At 66.7% G+C, this 22,147-nt stretch carries 20 protein-coding genes and 1 pseudogene; 13 read left to right on the forward strand and 8 right to left on the reverse strand.

Annotated elements, in window-relative coordinates; translation table 11 throughout:
• Positions 1–177: 177 nt before the first annotated feature.
• Positions 178–336: an I78 family peptidase inhibitor gene (locus ACHMXA_RS10385; protein ID WP_395321282.1), complete on the forward strand. Its 159-nt coding sequence runs from the start codon at positions 178–180 to the stop codon at positions 334–336.
• 70 nt (positions 337–406) lie between these two features.
• On the opposite strand, the gene ACHMXA_RS10390 is transcribed toward ACHMXA_RS10385, so the two are convergent.
• Positions 407–640, reverse strand: a complete 234-nt coding sequence (locus ACHMXA_RS10390; RefSeq protein ID WP_176668065.1) for a DUF1653 domain-containing protein — start codon at positions 638–640, stop codon at positions 407–409.
• A gap of 53 nt (positions 641–693) precedes the next feature.
• Between ACHMXA_RS10390 and ACHMXA_RS10395 the strand changes: the two genes are divergently transcribed.
• The 3 genes from ACHMXA_RS10395 to ACHMXA_RS10405 all read left to right on the forward strand — a co-directional run bounded on the left by ACHMXA_RS10395 (position 694) and on the right by ACHMXA_RS10405 (position 5,210).
• The gene (locus ACHMXA_RS10395) at positions 694–2,547 is read left to right on the forward strand and encodes a M48 family metallopeptidase (protein WP_395320587.1); all 1,854 of its coding nucleotides are present in this window, start codon (positions 694–696) and stop codon (positions 2,545–2,547) included.
• A 40-nt stretch (positions 2,548–2,587) separates the two neighbouring features.
• Positions 2,588–3,859 carry an RsmB/NOP family class I SAM-dependent RNA methyltransferase gene (locus ACHMXA_RS10400; protein WP_176668067.1) on the forward strand — a complete coding sequence of 424 codons (1,272 nt, stop codon included), beginning with the start codon at positions 2,588–2,590 and terminating at the stop codon, positions 3,857–3,859.
• A gap of 136 nt (positions 3,860–3,995) precedes the next feature.
• On the forward strand, positions 3,996–5,210 hold the full coding sequence (locus ACHMXA_RS10405; RefSeq protein ID WP_395320588.1) for a fatty acid desaturase: 1,215 nt from the start codon (positions 3,996–3,998) through the stop codon (positions 5,208–5,210).
• Between the two features lie 156 nt (positions 5,211–5,366).
• Here the strand turns inward: ACHMXA_RS10405 and rpmG are convergent, their stop codons facing one another.
• From rpmG to trxB, 3 genes are all read right to left on the reverse strand, one after another.
• Entirely contained in the window at positions 5,367–5,540 is a 174-nt protein-coding gene (gene rpmG / locus ACHMXA_RS10410) for a 50S ribosomal protein L33 (protein ID WP_007830291.1), read from the reverse strand.
• A gap of 11 nt (positions 5,541–5,551) precedes the next feature.
• Positions 5,552–5,785: a 50S ribosomal protein L28 gene (rpmB, locus tag ACHMXA_RS10415; RefSeq protein ID WP_007830293.1), complete on the reverse strand. Its 234-nt coding sequence runs from the start codon at positions 5,783–5,785 to the stop codon at positions 5,552–5,554.
• 172 nt (positions 5,786–5,957) lie between these two features.
• Entirely contained in the window at positions 5,958–6,917 is a 960-nt protein-coding gene (trxB, locus tag ACHMXA_RS10420; RefSeq protein ID WP_176668069.1) for a thioredoxin-disulfide reductase, read from the reverse strand.
• Between the two features lie 183 nt (positions 6,918–7,100).
• Between trxB and ACHMXA_RS10425 the strand changes: the two genes are divergently transcribed.
• The 8 genes and pseudogenes from ACHMXA_RS10425 (at position 7,101) to ACHMXA_RS10460 (ending at position 16,395) form a co-directional block, all read left to right on the forward strand.
• Positions 7,101–7,775, forward strand: coding sequence for a Crp/Fnr family transcriptional regulator (locus ACHMXA_RS10425; protein ID WP_176668070.1), 675 nt, complete (start codon positions 7,101–7,103; stop codon positions 7,773–7,775).
• 100 nt (positions 7,776–7,875) lie between these two features.
• Positions 7,876–10,324, forward strand: a pseudogene (locus ACHMXA_RS10430) (DNA translocase FtsK).
• Between the two features lie 157 nt (positions 10,325–10,481).
• Positions 10,482–11,114 carry an outer membrane lipoprotein chaperone LolA gene (gene lolA, locus ACHMXA_RS10435; RefSeq protein WP_395320589.1) on the forward strand — a complete coding sequence of 211 codons (633 nt, stop codon included), beginning with the start codon at positions 10,482–10,484 and terminating at the stop codon, positions 11,112–11,114.
• 25 nt (positions 11,115–11,139) lie between these two features.
• Complete coding sequence (locus ACHMXA_RS10440) at positions 11,140–12,432, forward strand: replication-associated recombination protein A (protein ID WP_395320590.1); 1,293 nt, start codon at positions 11,140–11,142, stop codon at positions 12,430–12,432.
• A gap of 251 nt (positions 12,433–12,683) precedes the next feature.
• Entirely contained in the window at positions 12,684–13,613 is a 930-nt protein-coding gene (locus ACHMXA_RS10445) for a branched-chain amino acid ABC transporter permease (RefSeq protein ID WP_176668074.1), read from the forward strand.
• 13 nt (positions 13,614–13,626) lie between these two features.
• A complete protein-coding gene (locus tag ACHMXA_RS10450) occupies positions 13,627–14,835 on the forward strand; it encodes a branched-chain amino acid ABC transporter permease (protein WP_176668075.1) in 1,209 nt (402 codons plus the stop codon).
• A 20-nt stretch (positions 14,836–14,855) separates the two neighbouring features.
• Complete coding sequence (locus ACHMXA_RS10455) at positions 14,856–15,629, forward strand: ABC transporter ATP-binding protein (protein WP_395320591.1); 774 nt, start codon at positions 14,856–14,858, stop codon at positions 15,627–15,629.
• A 1-nt stretch (position 15,630) separates the two neighbouring features.
• Positions 15,631–16,395, forward strand: coding sequence for an ABC transporter ATP-binding protein (locus tag ACHMXA_RS10460; RefSeq protein WP_256099211.1), 765 nt, complete (start codon positions 15,631–15,633; stop codon positions 16,393–16,395).
• 59 nt (positions 16,396–16,454) lie between these two features.
• Here ACHMXA_RS10460 and ACHMXA_RS10465 read toward each other — a convergent pair whose 3' ends face one another.
• Both ACHMXA_RS10465 and ACHMXA_RS10470 read right to left on the reverse strand, forming a co-directional pair.
• Entirely contained in the window at positions 16,455–16,910 is a 456-nt protein-coding gene (locus tag ACHMXA_RS10465) for a (2Fe-2S)-binding protein (protein ID WP_019654260.1), read from the reverse strand.
• An 11-nt stretch (positions 16,911–16,921) separates the two neighbouring features.
• Positions 16,922–19,108 carry a molybdopterin cofactor-binding domain-containing protein gene (locus ACHMXA_RS10470; protein ID WP_395320592.1) on the reverse strand — a complete coding sequence of 729 codons (2,187 nt, stop codon included), beginning with the start codon at positions 19,106–19,108 and terminating at the stop codon, positions 16,922–16,924.
• Positions 19,109–19,252: 144 nt separating this feature from the next.
• Between ACHMXA_RS10470 and ACHMXA_RS10475 the strand changes: the two genes are divergently transcribed.
• Complete coding sequence (locus ACHMXA_RS10475; RefSeq protein WP_395320593.1) at positions 19,253–20,011, forward strand: Crp/Fnr family transcriptional regulator; 759 nt, start codon at positions 19,253–19,255, stop codon at positions 20,009–20,011.
• On the opposite strand, the gene ACHMXA_RS10480 is transcribed toward ACHMXA_RS10475, so the two are convergent.
• Both ACHMXA_RS10480 and ACHMXA_RS10485 read right to left on the reverse strand, forming a co-directional pair.
• The gene (locus tag ACHMXA_RS10480; RefSeq protein WP_176668080.1) at positions 19,983–20,963 is read right to left on the reverse strand and encodes a tripartite tricarboxylate transporter substrate binding protein; all 981 of its coding nucleotides are present in this window, start codon (positions 20,961–20,963) and stop codon (positions 19,983–19,985) included. The two genes, ACHMXA_RS10475 and ACHMXA_RS10480, sit on opposite strands and share 29 nt — an antisense overlap.
• Positions 20,964–21,011: 48 nt before the next feature.
• A complete protein-coding gene (locus ACHMXA_RS10485) occupies positions 21,012–22,076 on the reverse strand; it encodes a CDP-6-deoxy-delta-3,4-glucoseen reductase (RefSeq protein ID WP_176668081.1) in 1,065 nt (354 codons plus the stop codon).
• Positions 22,077–22,147 lie beyond the last annotated feature (71 nt).

Consider the following 22,147-nt stretch of genomic DNA (forward strand, 5'->3'; position numbering starts at 1 on the left):
TCGGGAGTCAGAAAGTGAAGAACCAATCGTTGCTGCTGGCGCTTGCCGGCGCCGCCCTGATGGCGGGCTGCGCCGCTCCTGCGCCTGCGCCCGCCCCCCGCGGCGCCTCCTGCGCCGCCGCCGGAGCCTGTTTACCAGTGCAATGCGGACGGTGCCCGCTTTGCCGTCGGCCAGCCACTGTCGCCGCAGCTCGAAGCCGCCGCCCGCGTACGCTCCGGCGCCGGCACGGTGCGCACGCTGAAGCCGGGCGAGGCCACCACGATGGAACTCAACGGCGGGCGTCTCAATCTCGATGTCGATGCCCGCAACCGCGTGACGGACGTCCGCTGCGGCTGAACCCCATTCAGGTTGCTGCAAGAAAAGTAGCAACCTGTCCAGGCAGGAAGGGCTCGCGCAGCCTGCCTGGCTAGATCGGTGTGAATCTTCTCCGGGCGATGCCGTCTATCTCTACGGTTTCGCCGAACATGGCGGCCGGCCGGACCCAAAGGCCGCGGGCGCCATACAGGGCACGGTACAGCGTCATCGGCTCCAGCGTCTCGCTGTGGCGCACGGTACCGAGCACTTCGTATTCGCCGCCCTTGTAGTGGCGGTAGCGCCCGAGGGGCGTCTCGATCAGGGGAGGGAGGTCTTCGTCGTTCAACGGCGGCATGCCTTTCTTCAGAAACTGTCGGAGCTTGATTTGACGGGAGTCGGATGGATCGCGCTGATTTTGTTCACCTGGTTCGACTGAGCGAGCATGCCAGTGCGGACGACAGCGCGCGCTATCGACGCAGCGTCGCGGCCTTTGCCGCGCTCGGCTACCTGTGGGTGCTGGGCTGCCTCGGGCTGTCGGTGGGCATCATCGGCTGGGTTCTTTCCTCCATAGGCGAGGAGCGCTTCAACTTCACGCGCGGCTGGCTGCTGCTGTTCGCCCTGGGGCTGCTGTGGGCGACGCTGCGCGCGCTGTGGGTGCGCTTCGACGATCCCGAGGGCATCGAGCTGCGTCGGGAAGACGCGCCGGCGCTTTTCGAGGCGCTCGATCGCATCCGCGCCCGCATCAAGGGGCCGCCGGTCCACCGCGTCTACCTCGACGACGATTTCAACGCCAGCATCCGGCAGGTGCCGCGTTTCGGGCTGTTCGGCGGCGCGGTCAACTCGCTGAGCATTGGGCTGCCGCTCTTGATGATGCTCGACCGGCGGCGGCTGCTGTCGGTGCTGGCCCACGAATATGGCCACCTGCGCGGCAACCACGGCAAGCTGAGCGCGTGGATCTACCGCACCCGGCTGTCGTGGCTAAAGCTCGACGCGAGCCTGCAGCGCAACGAAGGCGTGATGGCGCTGTTCTCGCAGGCCTTCTTCCGCTGGTACTTCCCGCGTTTCGCAGCCAAGACCTTCGCGCTGGCCCGCCAGGACGAATACGAGGCCGACCGCATCTCGGGCAGGCTGCTGGGTACGTCGGTGGCCGCCGCCGCGCTGACCGAGATCGCCATCAAGGGCAACTGGTACGCCAACGAGTTCTGGCCCTGGCACTGGGCCCGGGCAGAGCATGAGCCGCAGCCCCCGGGCCCGTTCGAAGCCCTGCGCAAGCGCGTGCGCACGCCGCCCGACGACGACTTCGCGCGCCAGGCGCTGCGCGAAGCGATGCGCCGCGTGAGCGACCTGGAGGACACCCATCCGGTCCTGAGGGACCGTCTCGAGGCGCTCGACCAGAAGGCGGTGATGCCCGAATGGTCGGCGAGGCCGGCGCTCGACCTGCTGGTCGACCGCAGGAAGTGGATCGAGTATTTCGACAATCAGTGGCGCCGGGCCCACGCGGCCGACTGGAAGCAGCACCACGCGCACCGAGCGCGCATCCGCGAGCGCATCGAGGTGCTGGCCGCGCGCGGCGAGCGCAACACGCCGGACGAGATGGTCGAGTGGGCCGATTCCGAGCGCCGGCTCGACCCTTCCGCCCCCGTGCGCGTGCGCTACGAGAGCGCGCTGCAGATTGCGCCGGAGCATCCCGGCGCGCTGCGCGGGCTGGCCCAGATGCTGCCCGCGAGCGACCGCGAAGCGCGCCTTGCGGTGCTCGAGCGGCTGCACGGCTCGGGCGCGGCCAGCCGGTGGTGGGCGGCCAAGAGCGCCGTCGCCTCGCTCGAGGACCCCGACGCCGGGCCGCACGACGAAGAGGCCCTGAAGCTGTGGCGCGGCCGCCTCAAGGAAGCGGAAGAGGCGGAGGCGCGCGCCTGGGAAGAGATCACCGGCACGCCGTTCTTCAGCCAGATCTCGCGGCACGACCTCAACGACTACGAGCTGGGCGAGCTGCGGGCCGACCTCGTGCGCTGCCTGCCGGCCTCGCGGGCCTGGCTGGTGCGGAAGAACCTGCGCGAATTTCCGTGGCGCCGCGCCTACATCGTGTTCGTGGAGCTGCCGGGGCTGGACGACGAAGACCGCTGGCACCTGTGCCGCGAGCTGGAGCAGACCCTCACCCTGCCGGGCGCCGCGCTGGTGCTGTGGGCTGGCCATTCGCCGAAGCTGGAAGACATCGAGCGCGAGGCGTTCGGGGTGGTCTGGACGCGCGGCGCGTAGGCTCCGGGGCCGGGCCGCCCGCGGCTGAGACAATCGGGGGATGCATCCCAAAGCCCTGTTGGAGGCCGCCGCCGATCTGGTTGGCCTCGTCCTGAAATTCGATCACCCTGCCGACCAGGTCGTCTCGCGCTTCTTCCGCGAACACCGCGAGTTCGGCCCGCGCGAGCGCGCGACGCTCGCCGAAACCGTCTACACCGTGCTTCGCAAGAAGCTGCTCTTCGACCACCTTTCGCCCTCGGGCAGCGGCTCCAAGGAGCGGCGGATGGCGATCCTGGGTTTTCACGGCCCGCGCGACTTCCTGAAGAGCGCGCTCAACGACACCGAGAAGCGCTGGCTCGACAACTGCGATGCCGTCAAGCCGGACGACCTGCTCGAGCGTCATCGCCACAACCTGCCCGAGTGGCTGGTCGCGCCGCTGAAGGCGCAGCTCGGCGACGGTTTCTGGCCGCTGGTGCAGGCCTTGCAGGAGCCCGCGCCGCTCGACCTGCGCGTCAACGCCCTGACCGACAAGCGTGCGGACGTGAAGGCGGAGCTTGCGCTGGCTGCTATCAAATCGGAAGCGACGCCGTTTTCGCCGTGGGGCCTGCGCATCGAAGGCAAGCCGCCGCTCACCAAACTGGATGCCTTCGCGCGTGGCGCCATCGAGGTGCAGGACGAGGGCTCGCAGCTGCTGGCACTGCTGCTGGACGCCAAGCGCGGCGAAATGGTGGTCGATTTCTGCGCGGGCGCCGGCGGCAAGACGCTGGCCATCGGCGCCACGATGCGCAACACCGGCCGGCTGTACGCCTTCGACGTCTCGGCGCACCGGCTGGACGCGCTCAAGCCGCGCCTGGCGCGCAGCAAGCTGTCGAACGTGCATCCGGCGGCCATCGCCCATGAACGGGACGACCGGGTCAAGCGGCTGGCGGGCAAGATCGACCGCGTGCTGGTCGACGCGCCCTGTTCGGGGCTGGGCACGCTGAGGCGCAATCCCGACCTGAAGTGGCGCCAATCGCCCAAGTCGGTGGAGGAATTGACGGTCAAGCAGTCGGCCATTCTGCAGAGTGCGGCACGGCTTGTTAAATCGGGCGGGCGTCTGGTTTACGCCACGTGCAGTGTGCTGCCGGAGGAAAACGAGGCGATCGCGGAAGCTTTCGGCGCCGCCAACCCCGATTTCGTGCCCGTGGACGCGGCGGAGCTGCTTCAGGGCCTCAAGGTCGAGGGCTTCGAGGCCCTGTGTTCGGGCGGGGAGGGCGCCAGGCGCTACCTGCGGCTGTGGCCGCACCGCCATTCGACCGACGGTTTCTTTGCCGCGGCCTGGAACCGCAAATAGGTGCCGGACTCCAAACTAGGGTTAATCTGCGCCTTTCTTGAAGGTTTAAAGGGCTTGTTTTAAGCCCTGCCACCTTAAAATCGCGGGTTATCTGAAGGCTGCACCTTCGTGCGGCCATGATGGAGTACCTGACTCAATGTTGCTTCCTGACTCCGCCGTCCTCAATGCGGCCATCGAATGGCTCGGACACGGCCTTTGGGATCTCAGCTGGTGGCAGATCGTGCTTTACACGCTCGCCACCACGCACATCACGATTGCCGCGGTCACGATCTTCCTGCACCGCACGCAGACGCACCGGGCCATGGATCTGGGCCCGATCCCGTCGCATTTCTTCCGCTTCTGGCTCTGGATCGGCACCGGCATGGTGACGAAGGAGTGGGTTGCGATCCACCGCAAGCACCACGCCAAGTGCGAAACCCAGGACGACCCGCACAGCCCGCAGGTCAAGGGCATCGAAGAGGTGCTCTGGCGCGGCGCCGAGCTGTATCGCGCCGAGTCGAAGAACAAGGAAACGATGGAGCGCTACGGTCACGGCACGCCCGATGACTGGATCGAGCGCAACCTGTATTCGCGCTACAGCTGGCAGGGCGTCGGCCTGATGCTGGTTTTGAACCTGGCGCTGTTCGGCACGCTCGGCATGGCCGTGTGGGCCGTGCAGATGCTCTGGATCCCGATCACCGCCGCCGGCGTGATCAACGGCATTGGCCACTACTGGGGCTACCGCAACTTCGAGGCGCCCGACGCCAGCCGCAACATCATGCCCTGGGGCCTGATCATTGGCGGCGAAGAGCTGCACAACAACCACCACACGTACCCCACCTCGGCCAAGTTCTCGGTCAAGAAGTACGAGTTCGACATCGGCTGGATCTACATCCAGGCACTGCAGAAGCTGGGCTGGGCCAAGGTCAAGAAGGTGCCGCCGAAGATGCTGATGGGCGACATCCAGCCTGTGGCCAACGAGAAGACGCTCGAGGCCGTCATCGCCAACCGCTACGAAGTCATGGCCGGCTATGCGCGCGAAATGCGCCGTGTCACCAGCCAGGAACTCGATGCACTGAAGACCAAGGGTGCTGACCTATCGGTGCTCAAGGCCGCCAAGCGCTGGCTGCATCGCGACGACGACAAGGTGCCTGCCTCGGCCCGTACGCACGTGGTGCAAGCCCGTGCCGCGCATCCGGTTCTGGACAAGATGGTCACGATGCGTGAAGAGCTGCGTCAGCTGTGGCTCAACACCTCGCAGTCGCGCGAGCAGCTGGCGGCCGATCTGGCGGCCTGGTGCCATCGTGCGGAAGCCAGCGGCATTGCAGGCCTGCGCGACTTCTCGACCCGTTTGCGTGCTGCCCGCGCCTGAGGCGTTTCAGCCTTGATCGAAAAGCCGGCCCACGGGCCGGCTTTTTAATGCCCGCCGCAGTCGTAAATGCGGCCAACCCGTTCGATCAAATAGACGGGCAATAAAAACCCGCTGAATCATCAGCGGGTTTTTTATTTGGGGAAAACCGGAGCCGAATTACTTCAGCTTGATTTCCTTGTATTCGACGTGCTTGCGCGCCTTGGGGTCGAACTTCATGATCGACATCTTTTCAGGCATCGTCTTCTTGTTCTTGCTGGTCGTGTAGAAATGGCCGGTACCCGCGGTGGATTCCAGCTTGATCTTTTCGCGTCCGCCTTTGCTCGTTGCCATGATTCAGCTCCTTAAGCTTGGCCGCGTGCGCGCAGGTCTGCGAGCACGGCGTCGATGCCGTTCTTGTCGATCAGGCGCAGTGCAGCGCTCGAAACGCGCAGGCGAACCCAGCGGTTTTCAGTCTCGACCCAGAAACGGCGGTATTGCAGGTTCGGCAGGAACCGGCGCTTGGTTTTGTTGTTGGCGTGGGAAACGTTGTTTCCGACCATCGGGCCCTTGCCCGTTACGTCGCATACGCGTGCCATGAGGACACTCTTTCTTGAACAGCTGGCACCGGCGCAATCAGGGCGATTGCAGGTGTTTTGCAGCTTGACCTCGCCAGAAAACGGGTGGCGGTACCCCGGCTTTGCCGTAGCTCGTGAGAGAGCCAAGTTTCGGCAAAGCCTCGGATTATAGCCCTTTTGGGCTCCCCGTTGGTTACAGCGTGCCGTCCTGCTCCAGGAAGCGCTGTGCGTCGAGCGCTGCCATGCAGCCGGTGCCGGCGCTGGTAATGGCCTGGCGGTAGATGTTGTCCTGCACGTCGCCGGCGGCGAAGACGCCCGGAATGCTGGTCATCGTGGCGAAGCCCTGCAGGCCGGAACGAGTGAGGATGTAGTTGTCCTTCATCTCCAGCTGGCCCTGGAAGATGTCGGTGTTCGGGTGGTGGCCGATGGCGATGAAGCAGCCCTTGAGGTCGATCTGCTCGGTGGCACCGGTCTGCGTGTTCTTGATGCGGATGCCCGTCACGCCGGAGTCGTCGCCCAACACCTGGTCGAGCTCGCTGTGCAGCTTCAGCACGATCTTGCCCTCGGCGACCTTCTCCTTGACCTTGTCGATCAGGATCGGTTCGGCGCGGAACTTGTCCCGGCGATGCACCAGCGTGACCTTGTTCGCGATGTTGGCGAGGTAGAGCGCCTCCTCGACGGCCGTGTTGCCGCCGCCGATCACGCAGACCTCCTGCTCGCGGTAGAAGAAGCCGTCGCAGGTTGCGCAGGCGGAGACGCCGCGGCCCATGAACTTCTGTTCGGAATCCAGGCCGAGGTACTTGGCCGAAGCGCCGGTGGCGATGATCAGCGCGTCGCAGGTGTAGGTGCCGCTGTCGCCGGTGAGGGTGAAGGGGCGCTTGCTCAGGTCGACCTTGTTGATGTGGTCGAAAACGATTTGTGTCTTGAAACGCTCCGCGTGCTCCAGGAAGCGCTGCATCAGGTCGGGGCCCTGCACGCCGTGCACGTCGGCCGGCCAGTTGTCGACCTCGGTGGTGGTCATCAGCTGTCCGCCCTGGGCGATGCCGGTGATGAGCAGGGGCTGGAGGTTTGCGCGCGCCGCATAGACGGCGGCGGTATAGCCGGCGGGGCCGGAGCCCAGAATCAAAACCTTGGCGTGTTGGGGTGCGGACATGAGTAGAAAACCTAGGATGGACGCTGCTTCAGCGTGTACATTTTCAGGGTGGTAGCGATATATATGGAGTATCACTGCCCGGTTCAACACCGGGTAAACGGTGTTTTCAATGCGCGCGATTGTAGTAATCCATCGACTTGCTGCTTTCTGGATTGCTCCGCCCGCTGTCTCAGGGATTGATAAATGTCGATGCTGTCCAACCTCGAATTGCTTCGGCGCGTTCCATTGTTCGCGTCGTTGACAGCCACGCAGTCCGCTAGCATCGCGGACGCGATCATCAAGAAGCGCTTCAAGCGCGCGGAAGTCGTCGTGGAGCAGGGCAAGAAGTCCGATGCGCTCTACATCATCCTGACTGGCCGTGCACGCGTCACGAGCGCCGACAGCCGGGGGCGCGAGGTCATCCTCGCCACGCTGCATCCGGGCGACTACCTGGGCGAGATGAGCCTGATCGACGACGAGCCCCATTCGGCCACCGTGCGCACCGAGATCCAGTGCGACGTGCTCATGCTGGGCCGCGACGCCTTCGCGCGCTGCCTGCCCGAGAACTCCTCCATGGCGTACAACATCATGCGCGGGCTGGTGCAGCGCCTGCGCCATGCCGACCGCAAGATCGAGTCGCTGGCGCTGATGGATGTCTACGGGCGCGTGGCCCGCTCGCTGCTCGAATTCGCCGTGGAAGACAGCGCCGGCAATCTCAAGGTGCGCGACAAGATCTCCCGCCAGGACCTGGCCAAGATGGTCGGCGCCTCGCGCGAAATGGTGAGCCGCGTGATGAAGGACCTGGAAGAGCGCGGCTTCGTCCAGACGCTCGACGACGGCTCGATGATCGTCAAGGAACGGCTCCTGTCGCTGGCATGAGCCTCCAGGGCCGGGGCCGCCGTTGCAGGCGGCCCCGGCCTTTTGTTGTAGTGTTCGTGCGTCCGCCCCCTGTTTTCCGGGGCCGGCCGCCGTGTTTTTCATGACCTATTCGCTGAATACGCTTCAATCCTCCTCTGCCGCCGAAGGGCAACCCGTGCGCCTGCGCGCGATGCGCTTCGCCCACGAGATCACGCTGATCGCGGGATTCGCAGCACTGCTGTTCTGGCTGATCTCGATGCTGAGCTTCACGCCTTCGGACGCCGCCTGGTCCACCTCGGGCACCGGGGGCGAAAATCAAGAACTGGGGCGGCCGCATCGGCGCCTGGCTGGCCGATGGCAGCTACTACGCGGCTGGCTATTCCGTCTGGTGGTGTCTCTTCGCGGGGCTGCGCGCCTGGCTGTCGTCGCTGGCCAACTGGCTGCGCGGCGGCGAGCACTCGGCCGCCGAGCAGGCAACGCCGCGCGGACGCTTCAACCGCAGCCGCCTTGCCTTCTGGCTCGGCCTGATCCTGCTGCTGTGCGCGAGCACCGTGCTCGAATGGTCGCGCCTGTACCGGCTCGAAGCCCATCTGCCGGGTTCCGGCGGCGGTGCGCTGGGCTATCTCGTGGGGCCCGCCAGCGTGCGCTGGATGGGCTTCACCGGTTCGGCGCTGGTGGCCATTGCCGGCGGCGTGATCGGCTCCGCGCTGGTGTTCCGCTTCTCCTGGAGCCTGATCGCCGAGCGCATCGGCGCACGCTTCTATTCGCTGTTCGAGTCGCGCCGCGAGAAGCGCGAACTGGCCGCCGACATCGCCATGGGCAAGCAGGCCGCCCGCGAGCGCGCCGAAGCCGACGAGCCCGCCTTCACGCGCGGCGACACCGATTCCGGCCGTTCCGAGCCCTCGCTGGCGCCGTCCTCCGCCGCCTTCGCCGGTGGTGGGGACGAGGACGAGCTCCACATCGAACCGCGCCCCAAGCGCCGCCCGCCCTCGCCGCCGGTGCAGATCGAGCCCGCGATGACCGAGGTGCCCCGCAGCGACCGCGTCGTCAAGGAGCGCCAGAAGCCGCTCTTCAAGGAACTGCCCGACAGCAAGCTGCCGCAGGTCGACCTGCTCGACCCTGCCCAGGCACGCCAGGAGACGGTCTCCGCCGACACGCTCGAGATGACCTCGCGCATGATCGAGAAGAAGCTCAAGGACTTCGGCGTCGAGGTGCGCGTGGTGCTCGCCTCGCCGGGCCCCGTCATCACGCGCTACGAGATCGAGCCGGCCACGGGCGTCAAGGGCTCGCAGATCGTCAACCTCGCGAAGGACCTGGCGCGTTCGCTCTCGCTGGTGTCGATCCGCGTGGTCGAGACGATCCCGGGCAAGAACTACATGGCGCTCGAGTTGCCGAACGCCAAGCGCCAGTCGATCAAGCTCAGCGAGATCCTGGGCTCGCAGGTCTACAACGAAGGCAAGTCGATGCTCACCATGGGCCTCGGCAAGGACATCATAGGCAACCCGGTGGTGGCCGACCTCGCGAAGATGCCGCACGTGCTGGTGGCCGGTACCACCGGTTCGGGCAAGTCGGTGGGCATCAACGCGATGATCCTGTCGCTGCTGTACAAGGCCGAGGCGCGCGACGTGCGCCTGCTCATGATCGACCCGAAGATGCTCGAAATGTCGGTCTACGAAGGCATCCCGCACCTGCTGGCGCCCGTGGTCACCGACATGCGCCAGGCCGCGCACGGCCTGAACTGGTGCGTGGCCGAGATGGAGCGCCGCTACAAGCTCATGAGCAAGCTGGGCGTGCGCAACCTGGCCGGCTACAACACCAAGATCGACGAAGCCAAGGCGCGCGAGGAGTTCATCTACAACCCCTTCAGCCTCACGCCCGACGATCCCGAGCCGCTCAAGCGCGAGCCGCACATCGTCGTGGTCATCGACGAGCTGGCCGACCTGATGATGGTGGTCGGCAAGAAGATCGAAGAACTGATCGCCCGCCTCGCGCAGAAGGCGCGCGCCGCCGGCATCCACCTCATCCTTGCCACCCAGCGCCCCAGCGTGGACGTGATCACCGGCCTCATCAAGGCCAACATCCCGACCCGCATCGCCTTCCAGGTGTCGAGCAAGATCGACAGCCGCACCATCCTCGACCAGATGGGCGCCGAGGCGCTGCTCGGCATGGGCGACATGCTCTACATGCCCAGCGGCACCGGCCTGCCGATCCGCGTGCACGGCGCCTTCGTCAGCGATGACGAGGTGCACCGCGTGGTCGCCTATCTCAAGAGCCAGGGTGAGCCCGACTACATCGAGGGCGTGCTCGAAGGCGGCACGGTCGATGGCGACGGTGACGGCGACCTGCTCGGCGGCGGTGGCGACGGCGAGAAGGACCCGATGTACGACCAGGCGGTCGAAGTGGTGCTCAAGAACCGCAAGGCCAGCATCTCGCTGGTGCAGCGCCACCTGAAGATCGGCTACAACCGCGCCGCGCGCCTCGTCGAGGACATGGAGAAGGCGGGCCTCGTCAGCGCCATGAGCGGCAGCGGGCAGCGAGAGATCCTGGTCCCCGCGCGCGCGGCCGAATGACGGGCTGCGGAGTCCCGATCGCCCAGGTTACGTGCTGAAAGGCAATTTGCAGAAACGCCTTTCGGCATTGCAAATCTTCATCAAGGCCTACACCTGCCGCAATTTGCGGCGGGTAGGGTCGAAAGCCTGGTGCCACAGCCATTCAGAGGAATCCAAATTGAAATTGCGTCACTGGCTACTGATCGGCCTGCTGAGTTCCGTCAATGCCTGGGCAGGCGGGCTCGACAGCCTTGAAACCTTCGTGAAGACGGTGAAGTCCGGCCGCGCCGACTTCACCCAGACCGTCACCGCGCCCGCGCGTGAAGGTCAGCCGGGCCGTACCAAGACCTCGGCCGGCACCTTCGAATTCCAGCGCCCCGGCAAGTTCAAGTTCGACTACCAGAAGCCCTTCGCACAGAGCATCGTGGCCGACGGCAAGACGCTGTGGCTCTACGACGCCGACCTGAACCAGGTCACGCAGCGTGCGCAGGCGCAGGCGTTGGGCTCCACGCCCGCGGCGCTGATCGCGGCGGCGCCCGACCTGAAGGCCCTGCAGGCCGATTTCACGCTGGAATCCGCGCCCGACCGCGACGGCCTCCAGTGGGTCAAGGCCACGCCGAAGAACAGGGACGGCCAGTTGCAGAGCGTGCAGGTCGGCTTCCAGGGCGACGCGTTGGCGGCGCTCGAAATCCTCGACAGCTTCGGCCAGCGCTCGGTGCTCAAGTTCAGCAAGGTCGAGGTGAACCCCTCGCTGCCCGCCAGCGTTTTCGACTTCAAGCCGCCCGCCGGCGCGGACGTCGTCAAGCAGTAAGCAGGCAGACAGGCAAGCTCCCGGATTGGCCTCGACCGCGCATCAACCCCTCGCCGAACGCCTGCGTCCCAAGACGCTGGGCGAGGTGATCGGCCAGCAGCACCTGCTCGGCCCCGGGATGCCGCTGCGCATCGCCTTCGAATCAGGCCAGCCGCATTCCTGCATCCTGTGGGGCCCGCCGGGCACCGGCAAGACCACCATCGCGCGCCTGATGGCCGATGCCTTCGACGCGCAGTTCCTGAGCATCAGCGCGGTGCTCGGCGGCGTGAAGGACATCCGCGAAGCCGTTGAGCGCGCCACCGCCGCGCGCGACGGGCTGACGCAGCAGCGCACCATCGTCTTCGTCGACGAAGTGCACCGCTTCAACAAGAGCCAGCAGGATGCCTTCCTGCCGCACGTGGAGTCGGGCCTCTTCACCTTCATCGGCGCGACCACCGAGAACCCTTCGTTCGAGGTCAACTCGGCGCTATTGTCGCGCGCCGCCGTCTACGTGCTGCAGTCGCTCGACGAGGGCAACCTCAAGCAGATCGTGGCGCGCGCGCAGGCCATACAGGCCGTGCCCGCCATCGATGACACCGCGGTCGACCGCCTCGTGGCCTATGCCGACGGCGACGCCCGACGGCTGCTCAACACGCTCGAAACGCTCGCGGTCGCGGCGCGCGCCGAGAAACTCGACCACATCACCGACGAGTGGCTGCTGCGCGTGCTCGGCGAGCGCATGCGGCGCTACGACAAGGGCGGAGAGCAGTTCTACGACACGATCAGCGCGCTGCACAAGTCGGTGCGCGGCAGCGACCCCGACGCCGCGCTCTACTGGTTCGTGCGCATGCTCGACGGCGGCGCAGATCCGCGCTACATGGCGCGCCGGCTGGTGCGCATGGCCAGCGAAGACATCGGCCTGGCCGACCCGCGCGCGCTGCGCCTCGCGCTCGATGCGGCCGAGGTCTACGAGCGACTGGGTACCCCCGAGGGCGAGCTGGCGCTGGCCGAGTGCGTGGTCTACCTGGCAATCGCGCCCAAGTCGAACGCTGTCTACAAGGCCTACAACGCGGTGCGCGCCCTCGTGAAGACCGACAGCACGCGCCCGGTGCCCATGCACCTGCGCAATGCGCCGACCAAGCTCATGAAGGAGCTCGACTACGGCAAGGGTTACCGCTATGCGCACGACGAGGAGGGCGGTTTCGCCGCCGGCGAGCGCTATCTTCCCGCTGGACTGGAAGATCAGGTCTTCTACGAACCGGTAGAGCGTGGACTCGAAATCCGCATCGCGGAAAAGCTTCGCGACCTGCGCCGGCGCAACGACGAAGCCAAGGGCTGATACAGCCTTCTATACCCTGTTGCAGCATGCGCGCAAAGCGTGCATGACCCCACGCGCATACAGCATGACGTGAGCGGGTAAACCCCGGTCCGCGCGCACCGAATCGGCGCTGGCGCGTGACTACAATCCCGCCCACAAATCCGCCGGCGACACATGTTGGCTGGTTTTTTGCTTGTCAAGCCAGGGGCGCCAAACCGGTGACCCGGTGGGTGAATGGCACCCCAACGGTGCAACACATAGGAAATCGCGTTATGGACATTTTGCTGCAGCAGATCATCAACGGTCTGGTTCTCGGCAGCATGTACGCCTTGATAGCCCTGGGCTACACAATGGTGTACGGCATCATCAATCTGATCAACTTTGCGCACGGTGAAGTGCTGATGGTGGGGGCGCTCACGAGCTGGACCATCATCGGACTCATGAAGGACGGCATGCCCAACACACCGGGCTGGCTGATCCTCTTCATCGCGCTGATCATCGCCTGCGTCGTCGCGGCAACCCTCAACTTCGTGATCGAGAAAGTGGCCTACCGGCCGCTTCGCAACAGCCCCAAGCTCGCGCCGCTCATCACCGCCATCGGCATGTCGATCCTGCTGCAGACGCTGGCAATGATCATCTGGAAGCCGACCAACAAGGCGTATCCCACACTCCTGCCTTCCGACCCCATCCACCTCGGCGGTGCGGTCATCTCCCCGACCCAGGTCATGATCCTCAGCGTCACGGCGTTCTCGCTCGTGGTGCTCATGTGGCTGGTCAACTACACCAAGCTCGGCCGCGCGATGCGCGCCACCGCCGAGAACCCGCGCGTCGCGGCACTCATGGGCATCCGCCCCGACATGGTCATCTCCGCCACCTTCATCATCGGCGCCGTGCTCGCGGCCATCGCCGGCGTGATGTACGCCTCCAACTACGGCATCGCGCAGCACGCGATGGGCTTCCTGCCCGGGCTCAAGGCCTTCACCGCGGCCGTGTTCGGCGGCATCGGCAACCTGGCCGGCGCAGTGGTCGGCGGCATCCTGCTGGGCCTCATCGAGGCCATCGGCTCCGGCTACATCGGAACCATCACCGGCGGCGTGCTGGGCAGCAACTACAGCGATATCTTCGCGTTCATCGTGCTGATCGCCATGCTCACGCTGCGTCCTTCGGGCCTGCTGGGCGAACGCGTGGCCGACCGCGCCTGAGGAGCTTGCCATCATGAAGAACAGCAAGAACCTCGCTCTGTACCTCATCGGCGCCATCGCCGTGCTCGCGCTGCCGCTGCTGCTGCAGATGCAGGGCAACGCCTGGGTGCGCATCGCCGACATCGCACTGCTCTATGTGCTGCTGGCCCTGGGCCTGAACATCGTGGTCGGCTACGCCGGCCTGCTCGACCTGGGCTACGTGGCCTTCTTCGCGGTGGGGGCGTACCTCTTCGCGCTGATGGGCTCGTCGCACCTGTCCGAGACCTTCGAGTGGTTCAAGATCACCTTCCCGAACGGCATGCACACCTCGCTGCTGATCGTGATACCGGCAGCCTTCGTGCTGGCGGCGGTGCTCGGCGTGCTGCTGGGCGCGCCCACGCTCAAGCTGCGTGGCGACTACCTCGCCATCGTCACGCTCGGCTTCGGCGAAATCATCCGCGTGTTCCTGAACAACCTCGACCAGCCGGTGAACATCACCAACGGTCCGAAGGGCATCACCTCGATCGATTCGATCAAGTTCTGGGGGCTCGACCTGGGCAAGGCGCTGAAGCTGGACGGCTTCACCATCTCGTCGGTCACGCTCTACTACTACCTGTTCCTGGCGCTGGTGCTGGTCACCATCCTCATCTCGCACCGCCTGCAGCTCTCGCGCATCGGCCGCGCCTGGATGGCCATCCGCGAGGACGAGATCGCCGCCAAGGCCATGGGCATCAACACCCGCAACATGAAGCTGCTGGCCTTCGGCATGGGCGCGAGCTTCGGCGGCGTCTCCGGCGCGATGTTCGCGGCCTTCCAGGGCTTCGTGTCGCCCGAGTCCTTCAGCCTGATGGAGTCGGTGATGATCGTGGCCATGGTCGTGCTCGGCGGCATCGGCCACCTGCCCGGCGTGATCCTGGGCGCCATCCTGCTGGCAGCGCTGCCCGAAGTGCTGCGCTACGTGGCCGGCCCGCTGCAGTCGCTGACCGACGGCCGCCTCGACGCTTCCATCCTGCGCCAGCTGTTCATCGCGCTGGCCATGATCGTCATCATGCTGGTGCGTCCGCGCGGCCTGTGGCCCTCGCCGGAGCACGGCAAGTCGCTGACGAAGAAGGGTGGCGTGCCCGTCGACCCGACCCATGCCACTGTGGCCCCCGGCTCGCTGCAGACCCACGCACCGGGCATCGAGACGCCCGCCGACGAGCTGCCCGGCGCCGCTTCCCGTCCCATGTCGATCAATCCCTGAACGCACGAGGAAGAATCAACATGACGACTGACACCATCCTCGACGTCCGGGGCATCTCCAAGCGCTTCGGCGGGCTGCAGGCCCTGTCCGACGTGGGCATCACCATCAAGCGCGGCCAGGTCTACGGCCTGATCGGCCCCAACGGCGCGGGCAAGACCACGTTCTTCAACGTGATCACCGGCCTGTACACGCCCGACAGCGGCACCTTCGAGCTCGCGGGCAAGCCCTACCAGCCGACGGCCGTGCATGAAGTGGCGAAAGCCGGCATCGCACGCACCTTCCAGAACATCCGCCTCTTCGCCGAAATGACGGCGCTGGAGAACGTGATGGTCGGGCGCCACATCCGCACCCATTCGGGCGTGCTGGGCGCGATGCTCCGCACCGGCGGCTTCAAGGCGGAGGAAAAGGCCATTGCCGACCGCGCGCACGAACTTCTCGACTACGTGGGCATCGGCAAGTTCGCCGATTACAAGGCGCGCACGCTGTCGTACGGCGACCAGCGCCGCCTCGAGATTGCGCGCGCCCTGGCCACCGACCCGCAACTCATCGCGCTCGACGAGCCCGCGGCCGGCATGAACCTGACCGAGAAGGTCGCGCTGCGCGAGCTGATCGACCGCATCCGCCGCGACAACCGCACCATCCTGATCATCGAGCACGACGTCAAGCTCATCATGGGCCTGTGCGACCGCGTCACCGTGCTGGACTACGGCAAGCAGATCGCCGAAGGCACCCCGGTGGACGTGCAGAAGAACGAGAAGGTGATCGAGGCCTACCTCGGCACCGGAGGACATTGAGATGAGCGCAGCAACGATGACGAGCGAACAAGACACCGCGACGAAGACGGCGGGCAATGTGCTGCTGAAGGTCAATGGCCTGAAGGTGGGCTACGGCGGCATCCAGGCCGTCAAGGGCGTGGACTTCGAGGTGCGCGAGGGCGAACTGGTCTCGCTGATCGGCTCCAACGGCGCCGGCAAGACCACCACCATGAAGGCCATCACCGGCACGCTGCCGGCCGGGGCCGGCCACATCGAGTTCCTAGGCCGCAGCATCAAGGGCCGCGGCGCCTGGGACCTGGTGGAAGAAGGCCTCGTGATGGTGCCGGAAGGCCGGGGCGTGTTCACGCGCATGACCATCACCGAGAACCTGCAGATCGGCGCCTACATCCGCAAGGACAAAGCCGGCATCGCGAGCGACATGGAACGCGTGTTCGTCACCTTCCCGCGCCTGCGCGAACGCAAGGACCAGCTGGCCGGCACCATGTCGGGCGGCGAGCAGCAGATGCTGGCCATGGGCCGCGCGCTGATGGCGCGCCCCAAGGTGCTGCTGCTGGACGAGCCCACCATGGGCCTGTCGCCGATCATGTGCGACAAGATCTTCGAGGTGGTGCAGACAGTCGCCTCGCAGGGCGTGACCATCCTGCTGGTGGAGCAGAACGCCAACCGCGCACTGCAGCTGGCCGACCGCGGCTACGTGATGGAGTCCGGGCTCATCACCATGAGCGGCGATGCCAAGGGCCTGCTGAGCGACCCGCGCGTGCGGGCCGCGTACCTGGGCGAATAAGCGGGCGCTACGTTCGCCAGGCAAAGGCGGTGCGAACCGCCTTTTTCTTTTTCAGCCGGCTACATCATCGCGGCGGCAGCTTTGATCGCCTCGCGGATGCGCCCGTAGGTGCCGCAGCGGCACACGTTCTCGATGGCGTCGATGTCGGCGTCCGTCGGGTTGCGCGTGCGGCGCAGCAGGTCCACCGCGGCCATGATCTGCCCCGGCTGGCAGAAGCCGCACTGCGGCACGTCGAGGTTCAGCCAGGCCTGCTGCACCGGATGCAGCGTGTTGCCGTTGGCCAGCCCCTCGATGGTCGTCACCTGGCGGCCGCGCACGTCGGACACGCGCACCGAGCACACCGTCACCGCCTTGCCGTCGACGTGGCAGGTGCAGGCCTTGCACACGTTGATGCCGCAGCCGTACTTCGGCCCGGTGATGCCGAGCTTGTCGCGCAGCACCCAGAGCAGGGCCATGTCGTCAGGCGCCTCGACGTCGACGTTCTGGCCGTTCACCTTGAAAGATTGCACGGGCATGGGGAGTCTCCTCAGGTCGGGATCTGGACGTTGACGGGCGTGGGCAGCTTGCCCGGCGGGATCGGCGTGAAGTCGACCGGGAAGTTCAGCGGGAAGCTGCGCGGCCTGGTGCCGGTGGCGCGCGCATAAGCGTTGGCGATGGCGCCCGAGCTGGCCGACAGGCCGACCTCGCCCAGGCCGCCAATGGCCTCGGCGCTGGGCGGCATGATGATGATCTTCACGTCCTTCGGGTAGTTCTTCATGCGCGAGAAGTGGTACTGCGAATAGCTGCCTTCCAGCGGCAGGCCGTTCTGGATGTGCAGGCCCGCGCTGAGCACCAGCGCGATCGACTCGCACAGGCCGCCCTGCAGCTGCGCCTCGATGCCCGAGGGGTTGATCGGCGTGCCCACGTCGATCGCGATGGTGGCGCGAACCACCTTCGCCGCCGACGGCACCCGCGCGTCGATCTCGACGATGCAGGCGGTGAACGACTTCGTCTCCTGGTGCACGCCCACGCCCTGAGCGAAGCCCGCGGGCATCGCCTTGCCCCATTGCGCCGCCTCGGCCACCGCCTTGAGCACCGCGCGGGCGCGCGGCAGCCGCAGGTACTCGAGCCGGAAGGCGACCGGGTCCTTGCCCGCCGCCCTGGCCATCTCGTCGACCAGGATCTCCTCCACCAGCCGCGAGGGTTGGATGTGCACCGAGCGGTACGAGCAGGTGTTCATGTCGATCGGCACGGGCGTCAGCAGCTTGGTGGTCACGCCGAAGTTGTAGGGCGAGGAGACCATGGTCTTGAACATGATCTGCTCGATCGCGAAGTTGCCCACCGTCTGCGGAAAGGCATTGGGCAGCGCGATGGCCGCGGCCTCCAGCATGTTGCCGAAGCCGTGGCGCGTGTCGAGCCGCACGCCGGCGATGCGCTGCTCGAAGGCGATCACCTGGCCCAGCAGCATCGTGGCGCGCGCCTTGTGGAACATCGGCGGGCGCATGCGCGTGTGGCGCATGTCGTCGGTGCGGTGGTACATCAGGCGGCAGGGCCGCCCGAGCGCCTTCGATACCTGGATCGCCTGCAGCACCGGGTCCCAGAAGAGGCGCCGGCCGAAGGAGCCGCCCGAGGGCACCACGTGCACAGTGACGTTGCCCAATGGCAGGCCGAGTTCGGCCGCCACCGCCTGCTGGGTGACGATGGGGCTCTGCAGCCCGGCCCAGATCTCCGCCCGGTCGGGGCGCACGTCGGCGATCGCGCATTCCACTTCCATCGGGCAGTGCGAGACCGGCGCGAACTCGAACTCGCCCTCCACGGTCAATGCGCCCAGCGGCGGCAGCGCGAACGGCAGCAGCGCCGACTTCAGCTTGCGCATGATGGTGGCGTTCGACTCGCCGTCGATCGGGCCGGCGGCCCAGGTCACGTCGAGCGCGTTCACCGCGGCCCATGCCTGGCCGAAGGTCTCGGCCATCACGGCCACGCCGGGCGGCGTCGGCGTGATGCCGTTGGTCGATGGAATCGGCACCACGCCGATCACGCCCGGCATGGCCATCACCGTGTTCATGTTGTTGATGCTGACGAACTTGCCGTTGATGGTCGGCGGGCGCCGCACCATCGTCGGCATCGCGCCGGGCACTGCCTGGTCGAGCGTGAACCTCTTGCGCCCGGTGACGATGTCGAGTGCGTCGAGCCGCGTGACGCGCTGCCCGACCACCGAGGGCGTCGAGCCCGAGAGTACGCCGCCCAGGCCGCCCAGCAGCGGCATCCCTGCGTGCAGCGAGCGCACGCTCGACGAGCCGCCGGTGAGCTGGTTCCAGATCAGCTCGGGGCTGGCGTCGGCCGAGGTCACCTCGATCGCGCTCAGCGGCAGCCGCAGCTTGTCGGCCAGCATCATCGCGGTGGCCGTGGCGATGCCCTGGCCCACCTCCAGCCGCGGCAGCGCGAGCCGCACGCGGCCGTTCTCGCTGTTCGTCACCTTCACCAAGGGCATGGTCGGCAGCGAAGTCACCGTCACCGCATCGCCGATGTCGAAGAGGTCGGTGGTGTCGGGAGGCGTCATCGGCAGCAGCGCGGCGACTGCCCGGGAGGATGCCGTGAGTCCGGCCAGGCCGGCGGTCGCCGACACCAGCGGCGCGGCTGTCGCATAACCCAGCACGTCGCGCCGGCGCAGGCCGGGCGTGTCACCGTCGTCCGGCCCGAGCGGGGGCCGCGGGCTCTCGTTCGAACGCTTCATCGCTGTCTCCTTGTTGTGGTGGCGAACGCGAGCGACTGTGGCATCATCGCCGCGCCCGGGATGTCGTTGGAACGACATTCCTTACGGCCCGCGATGGACCGGCTCGCGCGACGGGCCGGCAGTGTCCTGGGAGGAGACCCGACGATGTCGACGAGCGCGCTGGAGAACATGCTCCGCGAGAGCCTGTGGGCGCGAGCCCTCACGAGCGAGGAGCTCGATCGTGTCGTGCAGGAGTCCCATGAGCGCACCGTTCCTGCTGGAGGTTTCGTCGTGCGGCGCGGCGAGCCCGCCGATCACTGGGTCGGCGTGATGGACGGCCTGCTGAAGATGTCCGTGTCGCTGCCCGACGGGCGTGTGTCCACCTTCACCGGCGTCACCGCCGGCGGCTGGAGTGGCGAGGGCTCCCTGCTCACCCCCGGACCCTGGCGCTACGACGGCGTGGCGCTGCGGCCGACGCGGGTTGCATGCATTCCGCGGCACAGCTTCGAGCGCCTTTTGGCCTCGAACATCGAATTCAATCGGTTTCTGTTGTTACACATCAATGCGCGACTGAGCCTGTTCATCGGGCTCATGGAATTCGACCGGCTGCTGGGGCCCGACGCGCGCGTGGCGCGCTGCCTCGCCAGCCTGTTCGACCCCATCCTCTATCCACGCGCCGACCGCTTCGTGCGGCTGAGCCAGGACGAGATCGGCCTGCTCTCGGCGGTGTCGCGACAGCGCGCCAACCGGGCGCTGCACGCCCTGCAGCGCGACGGCCTGCTGCGCGTGGAGCATGGCGGCGTCGAGGTGCTCGACCTCGCGGGGCTGCGCAGCTATTCGGGCGATGCCTCCTCGGTGGCGTTGCGCCGCGAGGAGGCCTTGCCCGAGGACCTCGTCAGTCCACCTTCGCGCCGGTGGCCTTGACGACCTTCTCGTACTTGGCGAGCTCGCTCTTCATGAAGGCGCCGAACTGCTCGGGCGAGCTGCCCACCGGCTCGGCCAGCAGCGAGGCGAAGCGGGTCTTCGTCTCCGGCGCATTCAGTGCCGCAACGAAGGCCTGATTGAGCTTCACGACCACGTCGTGCGGCGTGCCGGCCGGTGCGACCAGGCCCCACCAGGTGTCGATCGAGAAGCCCTTGAGCGTGTCGGCCACGGGCGGCACCTCGGGCAGCGAACTGCTGCGCTGCAGCGTCGTCACCGCGAGCGCCTTGAGCTTGCCCGAGCGGATGTTCGGGGCGGCGGTGGCGAGGTTGTCGAAGTTGAAGTCGACCTGGCCCGAGATCAGCGCCAGCTGCGCCGGATTGCCGCCGTTGTACGGAATGTGCAGCGCGAAGATGCCCGCTTCCTTCTTGAACAGCTCGCCCGCGAGGTGCCCCGCGCTGCCGTTGCCGCCGCTGCCGTAGTTGAGCTTGGCGGGGTTGGCCTTGGCGTAGCGGATCAGGTCGGCCACGCTGTTGATGTTCAGGCGCTTCGCGGTGTCGGCGTTCATCACCAGAACGTTGGGCACGCGGACCATCTGCGTGATCGGCGCGAAGTCGGTGGCGGCGTTGAACGGCATCTTGCTGTAGAGCCACGGGTTCACCGCGTTGGTTGCGGTGGCCGCGATGCCGATCGTCAGGCCGTCGGCCGGTGCCTTCGCCACGGCGTCGGCGCCAATGTTGCCACCCGCGCCGGGCTTGTTGTCGATGATGACCGTGCCCAGCGAGTCCTTCACGCGCTCGGCCAGGATGCGCGCGGTGTTGTCGATCGGCCCGCCGGCCGCGTAGGGAACGATCAGCCGGATGGGGCGCTGCGATTGCTGCGCCATGGCCTGGCCGGTGCCCAGCAGGGCGGCGGCGCTTGCGATGAGGGTGAGGAGGAAGTGTCTCGTCTTCATTTGTTCTTGGGTCTGTCGTTCTCGGGGAGCCGGTGGAACCGGGGAATCTCAGGGCAGGGCCTTGTCCGCCTCGGTGGTGAATGCGTCGGCGAAGAATTCTTCCTCGGGCAGGCCCGCCAGTGCCACGTAGTCGCGCTTGGCCGAGTCGACCACGATGGGCGCGCCGCAGGCATACACCTGGTGGCCCGACAGGTCGGCGAAGTCCTCGAGCACGGCTTTGTGGACGAAGCCGGTGCGGCCGGTCCAGTTGTCCTCGGGCGTGGCGTTGGAAACCACCGGCACGTAGCGCAGGTTCGGCATCTGCGCCATCTGCTCGCGCAGCCAGCCGTCCATGTACAGGTCTTCGGGACGGCGGCCGCCCCAGTACAGCGTGGCGGGGCGGTCGATGCCCTTGAACTGCATGTGCTCCAGCAGTGCCTTGATGGGCGCGAAACCGGTGCCGGAGGCCAGCAGGATCATCGGCTTGTCGGAGTCCTCGCGCAGGAAGAAGCTGCCGAAGGGGCCTTCGATGCGCAGGATCTCCTTTTCCTTCATCGTGCCGAAGACGTGGTCGGTGAACTTGCCGCCGGGCAGGTGCCGCAGGTGCAGCTCGATGCCCGTGCCGGGCTGCGCCAGCGTGTGCGGCGCGTTGGCCATCGAGTAGCTGCGGCGCGAGCCGTCGCGCAGGATGAATTCGACGTACTGGCCGGCGTAGAACTGCAGGGGTTCGCCAGCGGGAAGCTGCAGGCGCACCAGCATCACGTCGTGCGACTGGCGCGTGAGGGCCATCACGCGCACCGGCATCTTGCGGATCGGCAGCGCACCGGCCTCCGTGACCTGGCGCGATTCGAGCACCACGTCGCTCGTGGGATGGGCGCAGCAGGTGAGCACGTAGCCAGCGAGCTGCTCCTCGGCGCTCAGCGCCTTGCTCTGGTGCGGGCCGAGGGTGACTTCCCCCGAGAGCTTCTTGCACTTGCACGAGCCGCAGGCGCCGTCCTTGCAGCCGTAGGGCAGGCCGATGCCCTGGCGGATTCCCGCGGCCAGGATGGTTTCGTCGCCCTGGACCACGAAATGGCGCCCGCTGGGCTCGACGGTGATGGAAAAGCCCGCTTCATGCGGCGCTGTGGCAGTCATCGGTATTCTTCGAGGGGTAACGCTCCCTCCGGGCCGTTGGCGGCCAGGGGAGCTGGAACTGAATTGGGAAG

Source organism: Variovorax sp. UC74_104 (assembly GCF_044055375.1).
Lineage (GTDB): Bacteria > Pseudomonadota > Gammaproteobacteria > Burkholderiales > Burkholderiaceae_C > Variovorax.